A 19,024-nucleotide genomic window follows, 5' to 3' on the forward strand; every position below is an offset into this window, starting at 1 on the left:
TTACGCTAGGGTGTGTAAAGCCCTAGCTAACATTTACAGACTTATAGGAAGTTAAATGATGAAATTTATAAAAAATTGGTTAGCAACAACAATAGGCTCGCTATGTGTGGTGTTCATGCTCTCTCAAACAGCAAACGCTGCGCTTATAACACAAGACATTTTACTTGATGATAATGTGTTTGGTGAAATAACGGTTGATACTCGTGATGGATTTATCGATGGCGACTATTTTGTAATTGAATCATTTTTTAGTTTGACACTTTTTGATCCTGACCTTGGAGCGATAACATCAGTCGATGAATTTAGTATGGCAGATTTGTTTTTGTTTACGATAGAAGTCCTCGTAGACGATGTATATGCCGGAATTGAGTTTTTTGAGTTTGATATACTATCGAGCAATGGTGTTGGGTATGATGGCTTTTTTGATGCCTTTAGCCCAGATCCTTTACTTGATAATGTTATCAACGTAACGGCAGCGAATAGTGACCAATTTGGCCAGCTATCTTTTGGTCAAGCGTCGGTGATATCTGAACCGTCAGTGATGGCTGTATTTGCATTGATGCTTGCAGTATTAGCTAATCGCCGCCGACTACTTTAATTCAATGGAAGTGTTTTTAAAAAACAATTAATCACTAAAGATTATATTGTACGTTGTGGTGTTTTTTTATAGTCGGAATTTATCTACTTTTCCTATGATATAAGGACTATAAGAGGTATTAAACTTCTAACGTAATGGGTTATCAGTAAGGCTTGCTATTTTTTGCAAGCCTTATTTTTTATCAAGAGTAAATCGAAGTATCTACTGCACTAAATTGATTACTAAATACCAGTGAAACGTTCATATTAGATAAATACTGGCTGTAAATCATTGATTTACTAATGATGCTTTTATTTTTTGATGCCTTTTGTAAAAGAGGTTCATTTAAACATGCATTCAACGCTATATAAAAGTAAACGCCTTTAGTCGTTTGTTATTGAGATTTTTATGGCAAGTATCCTCAGCTTGTAACTGACTTATACACAACGAATTCTGAGTGAATAGTGTGGCTAAAGACTCGTATCCATATTTCTTGCACATTTTGCCGCTATTTTATTAATTGCTCTTTCTTATAGCATCGGCTTCGTTATGTACTTGCTGCGAGTGGAAGCGAGCGAAGGAACCAAACGAATATTTACGAGTCATCACGCATTATCAACTAAAGGCATCAATTTGTATTTCATACAGTTAACGCAGCGCATATTGAGTATTCATGATCACTATTCACGTCTCTTTTTTCTTGTCTTTTGGCTTGTCTCTTCGTTTCTATGCAGCACCATGATATTCACTAGCGTGCTATCTACCAAGGCACTCGCCAGTGAATCGGCGGCTATGTCTGCAAACATAAGCGTAAACACAAACACCAATAGTGCTGTTCCAGCATCATCAGCCATTAAAGCGCAGTTGGCGAAAATTGAAGGATCAGACTTGAGCGCCGAGCAAGCTGTTATGGCGTTAATTGCAGAATTAAGTGGCGAAGATAGAGTCTATGCGCAGCTAAAACTGGTCGGTATTTATCGTCGCAGCGCACAAGTTGAAAAAGCGAGTGCCTTGTTACTTGATTTAAACCAAGCCGCAGCACAATTTAGCAATGAATTGCAGTTGGAAGTTGTGATTAGCGGAGCGCAACTTGAACGCAAGAAAAATAACTATGTAACTGCTGCGAAGATGCTTGAAACTAAAGGGATTCCACTCGCTGGCCAAAATGCAGCTTTGCTAGCGCGTACTTATCAGCATACAGGAAGGTTTTACCGTCTGGACAAACAACATGCTGAAGCTGAAAAGTATTACTTGTTGGCATTAGAAAATTATCAAGTACTAGGTGATGAATTAGAAATTGCACGTATGTATGGCTCTTTAGGGGTGTTGTATGAATCACAAGATGACTTAGTGCTCGCCGCTGAATATCAAATCAAAGCCATGAAGCTATTTGAGCGAATCGGTAATGCGCAAGACCAAGCCAGTAGTTATTTCAATTTAGGTGAATTGTTCTACCGCTCAGAAGATTACGATAAGTCATTATCTTTTTATCAGCAGGCGTTAGAACTCGATAAAAAGCTCAGCGACACAGAATATATTGGTTACGACTATCATCGAATTGGCTCTATTTACATGGCGCAGCACAAGCTTGATGAAGCGTTGGATGTTACCCAAAAAGCGATTGATATCTTTGCTGAAGGGTCTTTCCATCAGGTGTTGTCTCGCTCGTATGTTCAGCGGGCGCAAATTTTTGACAAGCTCAATAAGCAAGAGGCCCGTTTAGCCAGCTTGCTATTGGCTGAAAAAACAGGACAAGTCTCTAACGCTGATTTCCAAATGAGATCAGTATGGCACAACCTTGGGGTTTACCATTTTGATCACCAAGCATTAACAGAGGCAGAGCACTACGTCAGCAAATCCTTAGCAATATCAAAAAAACTTGAGCTTTTTAAAGACCAGCTCGATGACAACAGGCTACTCAGTGAAATTCATCACCAACTAGGCCAAGACTCCCTCGCCCTCATTCATTTAAAGGCTGCGTATGAGCTCAAGCAACAATTGGATTCAGAGCTGCGTATTAAAGAACTAGAAAAGTACAAGCGCGATATCAACTTGCTGAAACAGCAAGTGAAAGTCGCGAAATTGGAAGAGGCCAGTAAGCAATCGGAACTAGAAGTGGTTGCACAGAAAAAAGTCACGGAAAAAGTGACCTTGCTCACTTTGGGCTTGGTGGTGCTATTTCTGCTGATTTTCTATGTGCTACATCAGCGGCGCAAACTTGCGATGATTTCTGCCAGCTTGTATGAAGATGCACTACAACAGAAAAATCAGCTACTTGCCGATGTTTCACACGAACTGCGCACACCGTTAACTGCCTTGAAACTGCAAGTAGATGCGCTGCGCTACAACTTGGTGGATGATGTGGAGCTGAGTTATCAAAAACTCAGTAACAAAATTACCGATCTAAGTCATTTGATTCGCGATATTTATGAGTTAGCGGTTTCAGATGTGTATGGTTTGTCTATCAATACGCGGCAGCTCGATATTTCTCCTGTGCTCAAGCAGTGGAGCAGCGAATTTGAGCAATATGTAACAGGGCATGAGCTGCAATGGCATGACGACATCGTTTCAGAGCCTGCTTGGGTAGCCATTGATCAAGATCGCATTAAACAAGTATTGGCGAACCTGATTAATAACAGTGTTAACTACACCGATAGCTACACCGATAAACCTGGCCGAGTTGAATTGAAAGTTTGGCAAGCACATGGGCTGGTGCATTTTCGCGTACAAGACACTTCGCCTTCAGTGCCAGAAAGTGAGTTTGTTAAAATTTTCGAGCGTTTGTATCGGCTTGAAAAATCGAGAAATCGGGCGACTGGTGGTTCTGGTTTGGGGCTTGCGATATGCCAAAATGTTATCCATGCACACCAAGGTACCATTGAAGCGAAGCAAAGCGCATTGGGCGGTGTCGCTATATTGATCACTTTGCCACTCGTTGAACACTCTGCTACGCCATAGCAAACGGCTTGTTTGTTCTTTGATAACCTTCGGCGAGCAATCCTTTAAGAACAAAGCTGTGCTTTTGCCACTTATAGCTGTGCTGCTTGTTCCAGCCTCATAGATAACCGCGCTATTTTTATTGGCGCTTTCTTTTCTCTAGAAAAACAAACGAAAAGCCTATCCATATTTCCTCCCTATTTGCAGTTTATAGTCCTAGGAAAAATACGAGCCTAACTTTGGAGTTAACGTTATGGACTGGCTTTTGTTCAGCATAATCATCTTAATAATAATTGCCGTTTTGATTGATTTATATCTGATGAGACAAAGTCGCTATAAGCTCAACCACGATATAGTTCTTAACTCTTCAATAGCCGACCTAACCAACATTAACCAAGCTAGCCAAGCCAAGGAAGTCTATCAATATACAAATGCTCAAGCTGAACAAACCGTTAATCAAAACGTGGAAAACATTAGTTCGCAACCGTTGCAGTGTGCGTCGAAGAAAAAAAATACAATTGCTAAAAAAAGTACTAGAAAAAGCGATATTAACGCCGATGAGCTTGATGCAGATGAAATTTTAGGTCGTATTTTCACCATAGCTCGTCCTGATACCAATAATTGCCTAGAAGTACTGATGATGCTGGAGCAGTTGGCTGGCAAGGTGACACCAGAGCATCTAAAAAAATTAAAGCTTCTGTTTAACGTGTATGGTTCAAATAATCATTTGTTTGACGAAGGTTTAGTGAAAGTTGTTACTACTTGTTGTAGCTGCCGCGCTAAGTTTGAGTTACTTGAGCATATTTTTACCGAAAGCGAGTTTTACCCTTACGTTGACCGCTCGCTTGAACTCGATTCATCCGCAACAAAAACTGGATCACAAGTGCAGTAGGATAAGTGATGAGCGAGGAAAGACTATTCATTTTTGGGATTAAGCTGTTGAGCAAATGTTTTCCCGAGTATGCTTACAGGCTAGTTAAGCGCAAATTACTCACCCCACGCTCTTCAAGCGTGCGTTGGACTAAGGAGAGCAAGCGAAAGTTATATCGTACTAAATATGGTTGTATTCGCACTTACACTACCGGCGATAACAAGAGTCGAGGCGAAAGCCAAGGTGACACAGAGAGTAGGTATATATGGTTAGTGCACGGTTGGGGTAATGCGCATCAGTTTACTCCCCTTATCAAACGCTTAGTGAAGCAGGGCTATACTTGCATCGCCATTGAATTTTTACCAGAGCGAGGTGGTCATAGCAAAACCGGACATAATCATCACCATAATCACTGCCGAAGCGAGCAATTTGTCTCTCTACCCAATTGGAGTAATGCGCTTGATATTGTATCACGTTATTTGCCAGCACCATCACATGTGATTACCCAAGGAGTTGGTACTTCAATTGTAGGTAACAGCATGTGGTTTTCCCGCTACCAAGGTAAGTTAACCTTGGTTTCACCAGTACTTGATTTCTACCAAAGGTTACAGCAGTTTATTCGTGAAAACCGCCTACCGAGTATGTTGCTTGCACGCATGGAAAAAGAGGTGTTCATCAACGACAGAGTGCGTTTGAAGGCGCTTTCAGTGACACGAGCAATAGATAATTTTGCTGGTCAACTTGCGGTGTTTTACAGTCAGGTAGATGGCACTTCAACGGTTGATGAAATTCACGCGCTAGCACCTCGCGATAATCGAAAAATCGTTGAATTTAAGGGTTCGTGCACCAATCGCATGATTAATAGCCGCTCGTTATTCTCGAATGTTAGTGATTGTTAGAGACTATTTGATAACACCTGCGAACATTAACGAACAAGCGCCAAGCCAGCCAGCAGAGCCTGCGGGTATGAATGGGTTGTAACCAGCTACAAAGTAAGCGTGAGTGTTTTCGTGCCCGCAGCAGGCTGCGCGCAGCAAATCAACACTTCACCTTCAGCCACCGGATAAGCTGGTTGCTGGGGATAAGTCACTTGTCCTGTTTCCAGTTTGCACGTACAAGCGCCGCAGTTACCTGAGCGGCAACTATACATAGGGTTTAGCCCTTTTGCTTCGGCAAGTGCTAGTAAACTTGTCTCGTTTGGTGTCCATTGGGCGCTGGTTTGTGAGCTGGAAAATATGACCTTAGCTGACTTGGCCGACTTCTCAGGTAGAGCACTGTGACTGGTTTGGTGAGTCGGTTGCTGGCTTTGTGTTGGTTCTTCAATACTGCCGGCGCCAAAAAACTCGTATGAAATATTGGTTTTTTCAACGCCGAGTTTTATCAGTCCTGCGAATAAATCTCGCATAAACTGCTCTGAGCCACACAAGTAGTAATCACAGTTTATATCCGGCAGTATCTGGCGTAACTCCGTTACTGATATTCGCCCCTTGATGTCATAGTCCTGACCGAGTTTATGGCGCTTGAGCGGGCGAGAATAAAATGTCTTGATGTTTAGCCATTGGTGCTGTGCACTTAGTGTTTTCAGGTACGCGTTAAAAGCTTGTGTGTCGCTGTTTTGGCTGCCGTGAATAAACCACACAGGGCGAGGTTTTATGACATTAGCGCTTTGCTCTTTTAACAGGTTAATTTGGCCTTGTAACATGGCGATCATCGGCGTAATGCCAACACCGCTTGAAAGCAGTACTATCGGTTTGTCACTGGTTTTTAAGGTGAAATTTCCTGCTGGCTGACCAAGCCAAACGGTATCGCCGACTTGATAATGGTCATGTAGTGCTTTTGATACTAGCCCTTGTGGCTCGCGTTTTACCGAGATTCGATAATGATTGTTTGTTGCGCCAGTGTGAGCTTGCGACAAGCTAGAGGTTTGAGCCTGCGATAAGGTATAGCTGCGTTGTGCGGTTTTTTGACTATTGGGGAGTGCTATTTTTATTGGAATAAATTGCCCAGCTTGATAGCTCGACGCCGCTTTTTCAGTGCTCGCTTTATCAGTGCTCACTTTCTCAGTGGACTCTTTATGTGTTCGCTTTATATCAGTGCGCACTTTCTCAGGGTTCTGTGACTTAATATCACGTGGGGCAAAATAAAACGAGGTGATGGTGCTGCTTTCACGTTGTTTTTTGGTGATAACAAAAGGGCTAAAAGCATTATTTTGCGTGTTAAGGACGTTCGACATGTTTGGGGCTGTCTCAGAAGTGACACTAGGAGTGGCAGCTTGTTTAAGCCAAGTCCCCGTGTTATCGAGCGCAGGGGAGTTTTCCACAAGTTCACCCGTAACTGGTAAGTAGCCCGAGATAAACACTGACTTTTCAACAGTCACTTCAATAATTCGTTCAGCGCCTTTAATGTCGGGAAGGGCTTTATGTTGCCAAGCAATACTTGCCTGACCGGTAAGAAAAACCGCATCACCCGTTGCATAGTTGGGAAAGTACAAACCAACGCGACCATCAGAGGTAATGTTGCCTAAGGTGTTAAAAAACTTGTTGCCACTAAAGTCTGGAAAGCTCAGCGAATTACCGGTCACTTTTACAAACCCAGGTTTTCCGCCACGATGTGAGGCATCAATGCCTGTTCGCTTGTCTTCATTAAAATCGCGAGTGCGTGAGGCAATAAAAAAAGTGTCGGCAGATTCAATCAGTGATTTTGATGACGGCGCTATATTTGTAGCAAGTGTTAAGTGCTCAAAGCCTGTTGGATCTGCTTGGTAAGCGCTTGATTCAAGCTCGTTATAATTAAACGCTCGGGTTTGAATATATTGCGGGCAGTTGCCAAAGCTTTGCTCAACCTCAATAGCCAAGCTTTGGCTACTGATTTCGCGTATTGTGCCGTTCATTCGGTTTCGCCGGCGAGTCTCTAGCTCAATTCCTAATAGGCCGATCTTTTGACCATGGTGAACGTCTAAAGCGAATAATGACGCCAAATCCGGCGTTGCCTCTAAGGTCAATTGAGTGTCGCTGGGTGATTGAATAAACCCAGGCTTACCATAAAGTGGCAGCGCCCAAGGAAAGCCATCATGGTCAACCATGCCCAAAACGACCATAGGGAGCTGACAAAAAAACTCACGGTGTTGCTCGGGCATGGCGTCGCGAATAAATCCTTTACTGTAATGAGCGACTTTCTCGGCAATGCCTAAACGGGCTTGCACTGCGATTTCATCTGCATGAAATTGAGAGTCTGTGAACTGCACCTGCTTTTGCTGAGAGTTGTTGTCGCTCATGACTTGTCTCCTTTGTGATATTTGCTTTTTTCTAGATTAGCTCTGCTGGGATAGGTGAACGTGTCATGCCAACAAATCGAGGTTGCGCTTCAATACGTGCTAGCCAAGCGCGAATGCCTGGATAAGGCGCCAAGCTGATGCCGCCTTCTGGCACATGGGCAATGTAGCTATAGCCAGCAATGTCAGCGATGCTGATGGCATCACCTGCTAAAAACTGACGTTGCGAAAGCGTAGCTTCCATTACCGCGAGAATGGTTTGTGCTTTTTGCGCGGCTACTGAATAATCAAGGGCTGCACCAAAAACTTTGACTAGCCGCACAGCACAAGGGCCATAGGCTATTTCACCAGCTGCCATCGATAGCCAGCGCTGCACTTCAGCTGCTTCTGTTGGTGCTCGCGGATACCATTCGTAGCCATCGTTATAGCGGTTTGCTACATAAGTAATAATGGCGTTTGAATCACATAACGTGGTGCCATTATCGTCAATAACAGGGACTTGTCCTAAAGGGCTGAAAGCTAAAAATTCAGACGCTTTATGAGCACCGTTTGCCATGTCGAGATCTACTGTTTCATAAGGTAAATCAAGTAACGACAACATGAGTTCAACCCGATGGCAATGGCCTGATAGTGGGTGACGGTAGAGCTTTATCGGTGCTCGTTGTGGTGAAAATTGTGCGTTCATTTGTGTGCCTTATTGTTTGATTTGAATGTTGTCTTTTTGACTAAACGGTTTTTTAACTACAGGCCTAGTTCGCTTAATCCAGGGTGTTCATCAGGTCGGCGACCTAAGGGCCAATGAAATTTTCGTTCAGCTTCTGCGATTGGGTGTTCATTAATGCTGGCAATGCGTTTACGCATTAAGCCATCATCATTAAATTCCCAGTTTTCGTTGCCATAGGCTCTAAACCATTGGCCTGAATCGTCGCGAAATTCATAGGCAAAGCGCACGGCAATGCGATTTTCAGTAAATGCCCACAACTCTTTGATCAAGCGATAATCCAATTCGCGTGTCCACTTTCGCTTGAGTAAGGCTTGGATTTCTGTGCGACCAGTGACGAACTCTGCGCGATTTCGCCATTGACAATCTGGCGTGTAAGCCAGTGCAACTTTTTCTGGATTACGGTTGTTCCAACCATCTTCGGCAAGGCGAATTTTCTCTGCTGCGCTTTGTTCGTTAAAAGGGGGGAGGGGCGGTCTAGTCATGGTCTTTCCTTTTCATCAGAATGATATTCAATGCTTGATAAGCACTATAGTCGTATACAAAAACGAAATAATTAGCTAAAAATAAAATTATTAATTTCTTAAATTGAAATAAAAGGCGTGCTTAATGGATAAATTTCAAACCATGCAAGTATTTGTCGCGGTAGCAAAACAAGGAAGCTTTGTGGCGGCCAGCAACGAGTTAGGTATTTCTGCACCAGCGACAACTAAAGCGGTTGCCACTTTGGAAGCACGATTAGGCGTCAAGCTGTTTAATCGTACAACACGGCACGTTCGGCTTACGGCCTCTGGCGCTGGTTTTTTACAAGACGCTCAACATATTTTAGAGCAAGTCGCTGAAGCCGAAGGCGCGGTGCGTGGTGTGTATGCAAAACCAAGCGGTACCTTAACCATTACTGCACCTGTGCTGTTTGGTACTTTGCATATTATGCCGATTGTCACTAAGTACTTGGCACAATATCCAGATGTTAATGTGAAAACACTGTTCTACGACAACATCACGAACCTGCTTGAAGAAGAGATTGATGTGGCAATTCGTATCGGTCAACTGAAAGATTCAAACCTTTATGCGATGCAAGTTGGCTCGGTGAAACGTATTGTTTGTGGTGCTCCTCGTTATTTTGAAACTTATGGCTTGCCGTTAGAGCCTAAGTCGCTCGGTGAACATCAAATTATTTTTCCGACCACCTATGAAACTGGCCGCAGTTGGCAGTTTAATAATAACGGTCAGACGCTGTCCGTTAAACTCAACCCAAGCTTAATGTGTAATCACAATGCCGCTGCGCTATCGGCAGCTGTAATGGGCGCAGGGATAACTCGGCTTATGTCTTATCAGGCTGGCGAAGCATTAGCAACAGGCCAGCTTAAGCGAATATTAACTAACTTTGAGGAAGATGATTTACCAGTATCGATTGTTCATGTTGAAGGGCGTCGAGCCAACGCCAAAATTCGGACTTTTATTGATTTAGCGGCCGAGCAATTGCGCGCTAACCCCTATCTTCAGGGGGAGATGTAACAAAGTTAAACCCCTCCTAAAATTTTGTCTTTATTGCTATTTTTCAATGGTAGATCACACGTAAAGGATTTCTTTATCGGTTAATTCTACATTGGTATAGCTCGTGCTTTACCTGCATTACCTAGATTTCTGTCAATTTTTTGAATCGTTTTGAAAAGGTAATGCAACTTGAACTCTGCTTAGGGTTAAGTGACTGATGTTTGTTAATACCAATACGTCAGCACTCAACGCTATCAATCAGCTTAACACTAATGCTAATCGGCTGGAAAAAAGCTATGAAGCGCTTTCATCGGGGAAGAGAATAAACTCTGCCGCCGACGATGCTGCTGGTTTGCAGATCTCTGTACGGCTTACCGCCCAGTCGAATGCATTAACACGCATTGAGCAAAATATTAACGATGGTATCAGTTATGCTCAGGTGGCTGAAGGGGCGTTGGCTGAGGTGTCAGATATGGCACAACGCATGTACCAATTGGCGATTCAATCGGCAAATGGCTCGCTTACGACAACAGATAAGCAAGCGCTAGATGTTGAATTTCAAGGATTAAAGCAAGAAATAAATCGCATCGCTAACGAAACTGAAATTTTTGGCAGATTCCCGCTACTTGGTGGTGACAACGTACCTTCGCTTGGGGATATCTTCCCCATCAGTGGGGGAAGTGGTACGTTTAGCTCTGGTATCCGTTCGTTTGCTGCAATCCCTGCCGGCTCCAACAATGTCAGCTTAACACTAGACTCACTTGGTTTAGATGATGACATCCAAATATTTACGCAGGATGGTAGGCATTTGGTGGGTACCGATTTAAATGATAATAGCTGGCAAAATAACGCTGACAATATTCCCATTAGCACACCGCAAGATGTCGAAAATAATTTATTTACCCCGCAAAATGGTTTCCCTCCTGGCGCGAGTTATGACGCGAGTAATTTAAACTCTGGTGGCCCGGTTTACTCGCCCAGCGCGGCGAACAGTACTAGCTACAATGGTATGACGATAAGCTTTGGTGGAGACGGTGATCGTACTTCTCCCGCTGATGGAAATAATGATGGTGTTAATACCGGAGGGACGCTTATTGAAGCGGTTCATATTGATACCACGACAGAGCCACTCTATGTGGCGGTAGTCGGTAGCGGTAGTTTTGATCTCACCGTGAATTATAGCAACCTAGGGAACACAGTTAACAACGATGAACCGTTTAAAGTATTTGTAGCGACCACACCTGATGGAAACAATGACGATTTTATTGATATCGAAAAAACTGCCAGTTCATCGGTTGATTTGGGTATAGCTCCCTTAACCATTGCCAGTGCATCGGGCGCTCAAACAGCAATTAGCGCGCTGCAAAACGCATTAAACACAATTGCTGGCTATCGCAGTGAATATGGTGCGTCGATAAATGTGTTGTCGAGTGCTGCTCGAACCTCGATGAATTCACATGAGAATATTGTTGCCGCCACTTCTCGTATTCAAGATACCGACTATGCCAGCGAAACGGCAAAATTAGCCAGAGAGCAAGTTTTGCAACAAGCATCACAATCGATTTTGTCGCAAGCTAATATCCAACCAGAATTAGCGCTTTCATTACTTAATCAATAAACGAATCAATAAACGAATCCGTACTCGAATAAACAACTGAAATTAGTTGGTTTTTATTTGTAAAACCAAGGCTTTCTACCAATATTCTTCTTTCTTTTCTCCACCATTTCTTTCCTCGTTAGAAAGTATTAGCCGATAGCGATTGCAGCTCGAGCAAACCAAACGTTTGCCGTTACTTGCTTACAATTGCATTAACATTTGTTAATGACCCTAGTTTCAATAACACTCAGTATGTTTCTTAAAATATTAAAAAGAAACGGGGAGAGTTCATGTCACATTCCGCATCACCAGCACCGATTGATATGCCAAGCGTTTATCATTTATTGCAACATGTTTGTCAGCAACAGCCTAATGCTAAAGCATTCACCTTAATTAAACAGTTAGCGCCAGAGCTAGTCGACGAAACCGTTAGTTACCAAACATTTCTTGATAATCTACATCGCACCGTCAGATTAATTCGCCACCATATTGGTCTTGCTGAGGATAGCAGCCAGCGCCCAGTGGTTTCTTTCTTACTGCCGAATATTTCTGAAGCTCAATATATTCTATGGGCAGCAGAAAGTTGCGGCATTGCTAACCCACTAAACCCACTGCTAAGTGTTGATGCACTCACCGTGCTAATGGACAAAGCAGAAACTGATATTATTTTTGCAGTAGGACCGAACCCTCGAACGGACTTTTGGCAAAAGGCACAAGCTGCCGCTGCAAAATCTGCTCGCGATATTAAACTCGTCCCTGTGGTTTTTCCTGCTGACGAAGCCCCTGCATTTAGTGCTCAGCTCAGCGATTTTGATGCGGCTACGTTACCTCAGCATTGGCTGCCAACACAAACTGATGTTGCAGCCTATTTTCATACCGGTGGAACAACCGGCTCGCCTAAGTTGGTAGTACAAAGCCAAGCAAACCATTTAGCCACAGCCAACGCTTTTGTTGAAGCGATGCAGGCAAGTGACAAAGACACGTTAATTAATGGTTTACCGGTATTTCATGTTGCTGGCGCGCTTGTGCTTGGCCTTGGCGGTTTAGCGGCCGGTATTCATACTGTATTTCCGACTATGGCTGGATTTAGAGATCCGCAAGTTATCAAACAGTACTGGCAGTTGGTTGAGCGTTATCAAGCAACGCTAGGTGGTGCGATCCCAACTTCTGTTGCAGCGCTAACTAGCGTGCCAATCGACAGTGATATTAGCTCATTACGATACTTACTTTCAGGCGGCGCTTCACTGCCAGAAAGTGTTGGTCAAGACATCACTAAATTGACTGGCCTTGAGTTGTATCAAGTCTATGGAATGACGGAAACGTCAGGCGTTATTGCGATGCCGCATTTAGATGCGCCTGCCAAGTTGTTGAGCGCAGGCTACAAAGCCGCAGGAATGGAAATTGCCATTGATGAGCTAGCACCTGATTCAGATGGTGTCGGCGAGATATGTGTGCGTGGCCCTATGGTTTTTGAAAATTACCTTGGCGTTTCGGAATCACCGCTCACTGACGGTTGGTTTAGAACCGGTGACTTGGGGTATTTAGACGACGAAGGCAGTTTATTTATTACTGGCCGTTCTAAAGATTTGATTATTCGCAGTGGGCACAATATTGACCCTGTGGTGATTGAAAGTTGTTTAGAGGAGCACCCAGCGGTATCACTGGCAGCAGCCGTAAGTAAACCAGATGCCTATGCTGGTGAATTGCCTGTGGTATACGTGCAATTGCATGAGGGAGCGGATGTCAGTATTGAGGAATTAATGGCCCATGCTAAACAACATATTGATGAGCCACCGGCACAACCAAAGGCGATTACTTTGCTTGATGCATTACCACTAACGGCAGTGGGTAAAATTCAAAAAACGGAATTACGCGCTCTGGCTGCTGCATCAGCGGTAAAAGAACAGTTGGCAGAGCAAGAGCCGAGCCTTGCTGTTGATATTACGGCGAAAATGCTGAGCTGCGGTAAAGTGTCGTTAGATGTTTCAACATCTGAGTCTAGCGAGTCTTTAGCCCAAACATGCCATCATTTAGCGGAAAGCTTAAACCTTGAAATTAACCTTTAAGTTATTTGAGGTTTAAAACATAAAGGCTAAACGTTAAAGGCATAAAAATAGCGCATTAGTTTGCGCTATTTTTACGTTTAAGGCGTGATAGGGAAACCGCATCCATACTCAGGTATGAGGCAATGTGATATTGCGGAATTTGCCTGTCAATTAGCCAAGCTTCATTTGCCATTAGCCATTGATACCGCTCTTCTGCATTGCCCGTTAGCAAAATTCCCTCACGTTGCTCATTTCTGGTAAATAATTTAATCGTTAGATTGTTTAGAAATCCCATAATTTTGGGGTGTGCTTTGATCAGGCGATTAAAGTCATCAATCGCAATTTTATATAGCGTGCAAGGCTCTATCGCTTCAACGGTAAATTGACTGGGTGAGTCAGTTAAATAGGCTGACAACGAGCCAATGGGGTCGCCTTCTTTAAAAAACGCTTTATTCCACTCTTTGCCGTCGGGAGAAATATAGAAAAAGCGCACCACACCTTGTTTGATAATATAAAAGTGGGTCTGCTTTTCACCCGCCGAAAGTACTTGTTCACCCGCTGCTATGGTCACCGGCTTGGTGATTGCGTACCACGCCTCCCATAAACTGTCATCCATGGTGACAATAGGGCTAAGCAGTTGTTTAAACGTTTGATAGGGCATAACGAAGATAAGGTATTGAATAAGCTTGTAAAAGCACTAAATTGGTTAAGTTAAAAAGTGTTAATATAACCAGTCTAGCAAACCTATATTCATTGCAGAATACTTTTCAAGTGCTTTGTTGAAATTGGTATACCTAGTCGGCGTTTACTTGCAGATTTCTAGCAAAGTACTAGCTGCTTGTTAGCGAACTCTGCTGCGCCAACCATTGTTTAAAAGCGTGATCAATTCTATCCACTATTTTTTCGTCCGAACCACGGCTAAGCGCCATGCAATGCTCTGTTTGTTTTATGGGATGCAGAGTAAGTCCTTCAACAACAGTTAGGTGGCTGGCGTTAAGCTGTTTCAATCGATAACGCAACGCTTGCTCTGACTGTATTACTACATCAATTTTGCCAGTAATAAGCTTTAACAAATTAATCTCTTCATTGGCAGAAACATCCAAATGCGTATCTTCTTCAAATCCCTTGTCGAGTAGATACTTGTAGCTATTGTCACCGCGCATCACACCAACAACGGCAGACTTCAATGCCTCAAGTGAGTGAACGTCAGCGTCGTTATTGGCTAATTTGTAGGCTTTAATTGGTGTGGATGGGTAAATAGGACAGAACCAATGAAACTTAGGTGCTCTTTGTTCATTTTTAAAAATTGAATAAATCAGTACATTTGGTTTATTGGTTGCCAAATGATAGCTTCGTGCCCATGGGTAAATGGTTAAAGAATAATCAAGTTCCGCCAGATGTAAAATTTCACGGACATTGCGGGTTACTTGGCCTGTGACTTTATGCGTTGACTGGTGCGCAAGACCTTTCTGATGGACAATAAATGGCGGCCAATGTTCAGAAACTACTTCTACTTGGTTAGCAGTTGCGAGTGCACAGGTACTGGTAATGATTAGTAAGATGAAAAATAAATGCTTCATTAGCTCTATTACTTGTAACTAAGTGATTGCGAGTCGTTAAGTTTAACTTATTGAGCAATAAGGTTATTAGTCGCGCAATAGTCAATAAAGAGCGCTGCCTTTATAGCTATGATGAATATTGCAATCACGAATTTACCAATACTTATTACCATAGCCTGTCGTTTATTAAGTTGAAAGTGAAATTCCTCTTTGTTCACACAAACTAAATGCACGCAAGTTATTTGTATTTGTTCTTTGTATCCATCGTTGGCTTTGAATAGGTCAATATATCAATGGTGAAGTGATGAGCCGCACGGCCTAATTTTGATGCCAATAACTAAATCGTTTTTGACAAGTTTTCACAGGAAGGCTTGGTGAATGTTATACATATCAATTTATTATTTATGTGAATGTAAATTTACATGCATCGTTTTTGAATGTATTTTTTAATCTGCAGGTCTTACTATGTCGTAAGCAAGCACAATAAAGATTCGGTAGCTGACATCCTGTTACTGATTTAGTAATGGATATAAACAACATCAATAAAAACAATTAGATTAGGTTGGAACATGAAAAAAACGATTACGGCAATAGTGGCTGCGATGAGTATGTTAGTCGCAACACCTTCTTTTGCATCACAAGCAAACGACATTCAATTCTTAAACAGCAAACAAAGTAATAAAGCTCTACCATTTTCGGAAGCCGTGAAAGTTGGCAATACACTCTATCTTTCTGGGCAAATTGGCTGGGATGCAGCTAGCGGAAAGTTAGCAACGGGTGGCTTTGAGGACGAAGCACATCAGGTAATGAAAAACATTCAAACGACATTAACTAAACACGGCTACCAAATGTCGGACGTTGTAAAGTGTTTAGTCATGCTGACTGATATCAAACAATTCAAAGCATTTAACCAAGTTTACACACAGTATTTCAGTGCACCATATCCTGCACGTAGCGCGTTTGCAGTAAGCGAATTAGCGCTTGGCTCTTTAGTCGAAGTGGAATGTATTGCAGCGGTTAGTGACAACTAATTTAAGTAGCTTATGTTAGTAACTAAGCAGCAATCTTTGCCTATATGACGGCTAACTAAATCGATTGCTTAGTGCTCACGAATACTTATAAAACAAATAAAAATATTGGCTAGAAAGTCATAGCGAAATTTCATAAGTAGCAGCCCTTTTTAGCCGGTGCTTTCTGCTTGAACTTTTTACCTGAGCTTGCTGCCTTACTAAGGACAAATTTTGAATTTTTCTCGCTTATTGTTTTGCACGCCTATCTATATTTCTGTGGTTGGTCTTTCTTCTTACGCCTATGCACAGCAACAACAAACACTTGAAACCATAACTGTAACGGCATCTGGTATTGAACGACAGCTGGCGAAACTGAGCAGTAATTTAACGGTACTTGGTCAAGATACCTTGCAAGAGGTAAATCACCAACACATTAACCAAGTGATGTCTCGCGTGCCTGGCGCTTGGGTGAGTCGAGGAAATGGTCAAGAGCATTTAACCGCATTGCGCTCTCCTGTGCTTACTGGCGGTGGCGGTTGTGGCGCATTTTTTATGGCGCAAGATGGTATTTCGTTGCGTGGCTTGGGGTTTTGCAATATCAACCAACTATTCGATACCAACGCGTTGCAAGCGCAGCGTGTTGAGGTACTGCGCGGGCCAGCCAGCACACTTTATGGCTCAAATGCGGTACACGGTGTAATTAATGTTATTACACCAGATCCTTTGTCGAACCAGGGTGGTGAGCTTGGCCTTACGCTAGGTCCTCACGATTACCAACAAGCTAAGTTCAGTGTCAGCCATCATCAAGGTGAACATGGTGTTATGGCATATGGCAATGCCAGTCACGACGGTGGTTACAAGGATGACAGCGGCTTTGAACAGCAAAAACTAACGCTTATTCATCAATTTCAAGGGGCAAATTGGTCAATAAAAAATGTCATATCAGGTGCTAACTTAGCACAAGACACCGCTGGTTTTATTCGGGGCTTTGAGGCGTACAAAGAGCAGTCTCGCAAACGTGAAAATCCAAACCCTGAAGCTTATCGCGACAGTCAAAGTATGCGAGCCTATTCGCTTATCGACTATCGACCGAGTGAGCATTCAGTGGTTAACATCACTCCTTACATTCGCTGGACTGATATGGAATTTCTGCAACACTTTCTGCCGTGGCAGCCTGTTGAAGAAAATAGCCAAACTGGGGCAGGTGTAAAGCTTAGTTATCAACAAGTACAGCAAACGTTTAGTTGGATAGCAGGGGTAGATATCGACCATACTCAGGGTGAACTTACTCAGTTTCAAGCAGAGCCCTTTGCACCGCATTTACCCACTGGTTTTCACTATGATTATGAAGTCGATGCCACGGTAATTGCCCCTTATGCGAAAGCATTTTGGCAAGTTGTAGACCGATTAGAACTATCAGCTGGTGTGCGCTACGAATACACAGATTATGACTACCAAAATAACTTGAGTGATGGCAGCGCTTGCGCACCAGAGGTGACGAATTGTCGGTATACGCGCCCAAGTTCACAGCAAGTGAGCTTTAATGAAACCTCTTTTGAAGTGGGAGCAAGTTATCAGTTAGCGCCCAACCATCGAGTGTACAGCCAATATTCACAAGGTTACCGAGCACCACAAGCAACGGAGCTTTTTCGCCTGCAAGCGGGGCAAACCGTTGCGAACTTAGCGCCAGAAACATCAGATGGCATTGAGCTTGGCATGCGCGGTCAAACAAGTGAGCTGTTTTATGATGTATCGTTATTCGCGATGGAAAAAGAGCAGGTTATTTTTCAAGATGCTGATCGCCAAAACGTTAATAACGGTGAAACGAGTCATCGTGGTATAGAGTTCTTGTTACGCTACCAATTGCCGAATAACTTCTTTGTACAAGCCAATGGCACCTTAGCCAACCATACGTATGAGGCTGACCTGACGCTAAGTCGGTTGAACATTAAAGGGAATGAAATCGATACTGCGCCGCAGCACATGGGCAGTGTTCAGTTGGGCTGGCAATCACCTGACGACAAACGAGTGGTGCTTGAGTGGCAACATATGGGGAATTATTTTGTTAATCCTGAAAACACGGCAGACTATGAAGGCCATAACTTGATTAACCTTCGTGCCAGTGCACCCATTGCAACGAATTTAACCTTAGCAGCACAATGGCTTAATATAACGGATCAAGACTATGCTGAACGTGCTGACTTTGGCTTTGGCCAATACCGTTACTTTGTTGGTGAGCCGCGCTCGCTCTTTGTCTCACTTAGCTACCGTTTTGATTAATGCTTTATTTCAATAGGTATAATGTTAATTTACTCCGTATTTTTATGACTATGAAAAAAATATTTGCTCCTCTGACCCATCGACTACTCACCATGCTAAGCATCGCGCTGATGCTTGTACTTTCGAGCCAAGTGTCAGCGAAACACGCCAAACTTATCGAACTGGAAGCGTCACTTGCCAATCATAAAGGCCAGGTGATTTATTTGGATTTTTGGGCGTCGTGGTGCATTCCTTGTAAAGCATCTTTCCCTTGGATGAATGAGATGCAGCAAAAATATCAGTCTCAGGGGTTAAAAATTATTACCGTCAATTTAGATGCCGACAAAGCACATGCCTTGGTATTTTTGCAGGAGCATCCGGCGGATTTTGATGTTATTTACGACCCAAATGGCAAAATTGCTCGCCATTTTAACTTGCCGGGCATGCCAAGCAGCATGATATTTAATCGCGAAGGTGAACTAGTAGAAACCCATGTAGGCTTTACCGAGGAGAAAAAAGAGAAATATCAGCAGTCGCTTAGTCGATTGTTAATGGAATAGTAATACTCACAACGTGTATGGCTGCTCGCTGTTTATGTTTACCAGCAGCAAATGTCCGCCAGTATGGTGCTACGTATAAACATTGGCATTGATTTGCCTTGAAGGCGTGCAATACTTTAC

15 protein-coding genes are annotated in these 19,024 nt (G+C 43.1%); 10 read left to right on the forward strand and 5 right to left on the reverse strand.

Features of this window, described 5'->3' with window-relative positions:
• Window positions 1–55: 55 nt before the first annotated feature.
• From ACSLUR_RS01710 to ACSLUR_RS01725, 4 genes are all read left to right on the forward strand, one after another.
• Window positions 56–598 carry a hypothetical protein gene (locus ACSLUR_RS01710; RefSeq protein WP_448551235.1) on the forward strand — a complete coding sequence of 181 codons (543 nt, stop codon included), beginning with the start codon at window positions 56–58 and terminating at the stop codon, window positions 596–598.
• Window positions 599–1,315: 717 nt separating this feature from the next.
• The gene (locus ACSLUR_RS01715) at window positions 1,316–3,535 is read left to right on the forward strand and encodes a tetratricopeptide repeat protein (protein WP_448551237.1); all 2,220 of its coding nucleotides are present in this window, start codon (window positions 1,316–1,318) and stop codon (window positions 3,533–3,535) included.
• Window positions 3,536–3,833: 298 nt separating this feature from the next.
• Window positions 3,834–4,406: a hypothetical protein gene (locus ACSLUR_RS01720; protein WP_448551239.1), complete on the forward strand. Its 573-nt coding sequence runs from the start codon at window positions 3,834–3,836 to the stop codon at window positions 4,404–4,406.
• Between the two features lie 47 nt (window positions 4,407–4,453).
• The gene (locus tag ACSLUR_RS01725; RefSeq protein ID WP_448551241.1) at window positions 4,454–5,284 is read left to right on the forward strand and encodes a hypothetical protein; all 831 of its coding nucleotides are present in this window, start codon (window positions 4,454–4,456) and stop codon (window positions 5,282–5,284) included.
• Between the two features lie 86 nt (window positions 5,285–5,370).
• Here ACSLUR_RS01725 and ACSLUR_RS01730 read toward each other — a convergent pair whose 3' ends face one another.
• From ACSLUR_RS01730 to ACSLUR_RS01740, 3 genes are read right to left on the reverse strand one after another with little or no spacing between them, the layout of a single operon-like run.
• A complete protein-coding gene (locus ACSLUR_RS01730; RefSeq protein ID WP_448551243.1) occupies window positions 5,371–7,659 on the reverse strand; it encodes a 2Fe-2S iron-sulfur cluster-binding protein in 2,289 nt (762 codons plus the stop codon).
• A gap of 31 nt (window positions 7,660–7,690) precedes the next feature.
• Entirely contained in the window at window positions 7,691–8,341 is a 651-nt protein-coding gene (locus ACSLUR_RS01735; protein WP_448551245.1) for a glutathione S-transferase family protein, read from the reverse strand.
• Between the two features lie 56 nt (window positions 8,342–8,397).
• A complete protein-coding gene (locus ACSLUR_RS01740; RefSeq protein ID WP_448551247.1) occupies window positions 8,398–8,862 on the reverse strand; it encodes a nuclear transport factor 2 family protein in 465 nt (154 codons plus the stop codon).
• A 124-nt stretch (window positions 8,863–8,986) separates the two neighbouring features.
• Between ACSLUR_RS01740 and ACSLUR_RS01745 the strand changes: the two genes are divergently transcribed.
• From ACSLUR_RS01745 to ACSLUR_RS01755, 3 genes are all read left to right on the forward strand, one after another.
• Window positions 8,987–9,895 (forward strand): LysR family transcriptional regulator, encoded by a 909-nt coding sequence (locus ACSLUR_RS01745; protein WP_448551249.1) that lies wholly within the window; start codon window positions 8,987–8,989, stop codon window positions 9,893–9,895.
• A gap of 196 nt (window positions 9,896–10,091) precedes the next feature.
• Window positions 10,092–11,492 carry a flagellin N-terminal helical domain-containing protein gene (locus ACSLUR_RS01750; protein WP_448551251.1) on the forward strand — a complete coding sequence of 467 codons (1,401 nt, stop codon included), beginning with the start codon at window positions 10,092–10,094 and terminating at the stop codon, window positions 11,490–11,492.
• A 269-nt stretch (window positions 11,493–11,761) separates the two neighbouring features.
• Window positions 11,762–13,537, forward strand: a complete 1,776-nt coding sequence (locus ACSLUR_RS01755) for an AMP-binding protein (protein WP_448551253.1) — start codon at window positions 11,762–11,764, stop codon at window positions 13,535–13,537.
• 55 nt (window positions 13,538–13,592) lie between these two features.
• Here the strand turns inward: ACSLUR_RS01755 and ACSLUR_RS01760 are convergent, their stop codons facing one another.
• Window positions 13,593–14,177: a Crp/Fnr family transcriptional regulator gene (locus ACSLUR_RS01760; RefSeq protein WP_448551255.1), complete on the reverse strand. Its 585-nt coding sequence runs from the start codon at window positions 14,175–14,177 to the stop codon at window positions 13,593–13,595.
• 169 nt (window positions 14,178–14,346) lie between these two features.
• Window positions 14,347–15,096 carry a substrate-binding periplasmic protein gene (locus tag ACSLUR_RS01765; protein WP_448551257.1) on the reverse strand — a complete coding sequence of 250 codons (750 nt, stop codon included), beginning with the start codon at window positions 15,094–15,096 and terminating at the stop codon, window positions 14,347–14,349.
• A 548-nt stretch (window positions 15,097–15,644) separates the two neighbouring features.
• Between ACSLUR_RS01765 and ACSLUR_RS01770 the strand changes: the two genes are divergently transcribed.
• From ACSLUR_RS01770 to ACSLUR_RS01780, 3 genes are all read left to right on the forward strand, one after another.
• On the forward strand, window positions 15,645–16,106 hold the full coding sequence (locus tag ACSLUR_RS01770) for a RidA family protein (RefSeq protein WP_448551259.1): 462 nt from the start codon (window positions 15,645–15,647) through the stop codon (window positions 16,104–16,106).
• Window positions 16,107–16,316: 210 nt separating this feature from the next.
• Window positions 16,317–18,365, forward strand: a complete 2,049-nt coding sequence (locus ACSLUR_RS01775; protein WP_448551261.1) for a TonB-dependent receptor — start codon at window positions 16,317–16,319, stop codon at window positions 18,363–18,365.
• Window positions 18,366–18,409: 44 nt separating this feature from the next.
• On the forward strand, window positions 18,410–18,904 hold the full coding sequence (locus tag ACSLUR_RS01780; protein WP_448551263.1) for a TlpA disulfide reductase family protein: 495 nt from the start codon (window positions 18,410–18,412) through the stop codon (window positions 18,902–18,904).
• Window positions 18,905–19,024: the final 120 nt, after the last annotated feature.

Source organism: Thalassotalea montiporae, from assembly GCF_053485855.1.

Coding starts and splice junctions, on each gene's coding strand:
- ACSLUR_RS01710 (WP_448551235.1), top strand. CDS start 56: ATGATGAAATTTATAAAAAATTGGTTAGCAACAACAATAGGCTCGCTA.
- ACSLUR_RS01715 (WP_448551237.1), top strand. CDS start 1,316: ATGATATTCACTAGCGTGCTATCTACCAAGGCACTCGCCAGTGAATCG.
- ACSLUR_RS01720 (WP_448551239.1), top strand. CDS start 3,834: ATGAGACAAAGTCGCTATAAGCTCAACCACGATATAGTTCTTAACTCT.
- ACSLUR_RS01730 (WP_448551243.1), bottom strand. CDS start 7,659: ATGAGCGACAACAACTCTCAGCAAAAGCAGGTGCAGTTCACAGACTCT.
- ACSLUR_RS01735 (WP_448551245.1), bottom strand. CDS start 8,341: ATGAACGCACAATTTTCACCACAACGAGCACCGATAAAGCTCTACCGT.
- ACSLUR_RS01740 (WP_448551247.1), bottom strand. CDS start 8,862: ATGACTAGACCGCCCCTCCCCCCTTTTAACGAACAAAGCGCAGCAGAG.
- ACSLUR_RS01745 (WP_448551249.1), top strand. CDS start 8,987: ATGGATAAATTTCAAACCATGCAAGTATTTGTCGCGGTAGCAAAACAA.
- ACSLUR_RS01750 (WP_448551251.1), top strand. CDS start 10,092: ATGTTTGTTAATACCAATACGTCAGCACTCAACGCTATCAATCAGCTT.
- ACSLUR_RS01755 (WP_448551253.1), top strand. CDS start 11,762: ATGTCACATTCCGCATCACCAGCACCGATTGATATGCCAAGCGTTTAT.
- ACSLUR_RS01760 (WP_448551255.1), bottom strand. CDS start 14,177: ATGCCCTATCAAACGTTTAAACAACTGCTTAGCCCTATTGTCACCATG.
- ACSLUR_RS01765 (WP_448551257.1), bottom strand. CDS start 15,096: ATGAAGCATTTATTTTTCATCTTACTAATCATTACCAGTACCTGTGCA.
- ACSLUR_RS01770 (WP_448551259.1), top strand. CDS start 15,645: ATGAAAAAAACGATTACGGCAATAGTGGCTGCGATGAGTATGTTAGTC.
- ACSLUR_RS01780 (WP_448551263.1), top strand. CDS start 18,410: ATGACTATGAAAAAAATATTTGCTCCTCTGACCCATCGACTACTCACC.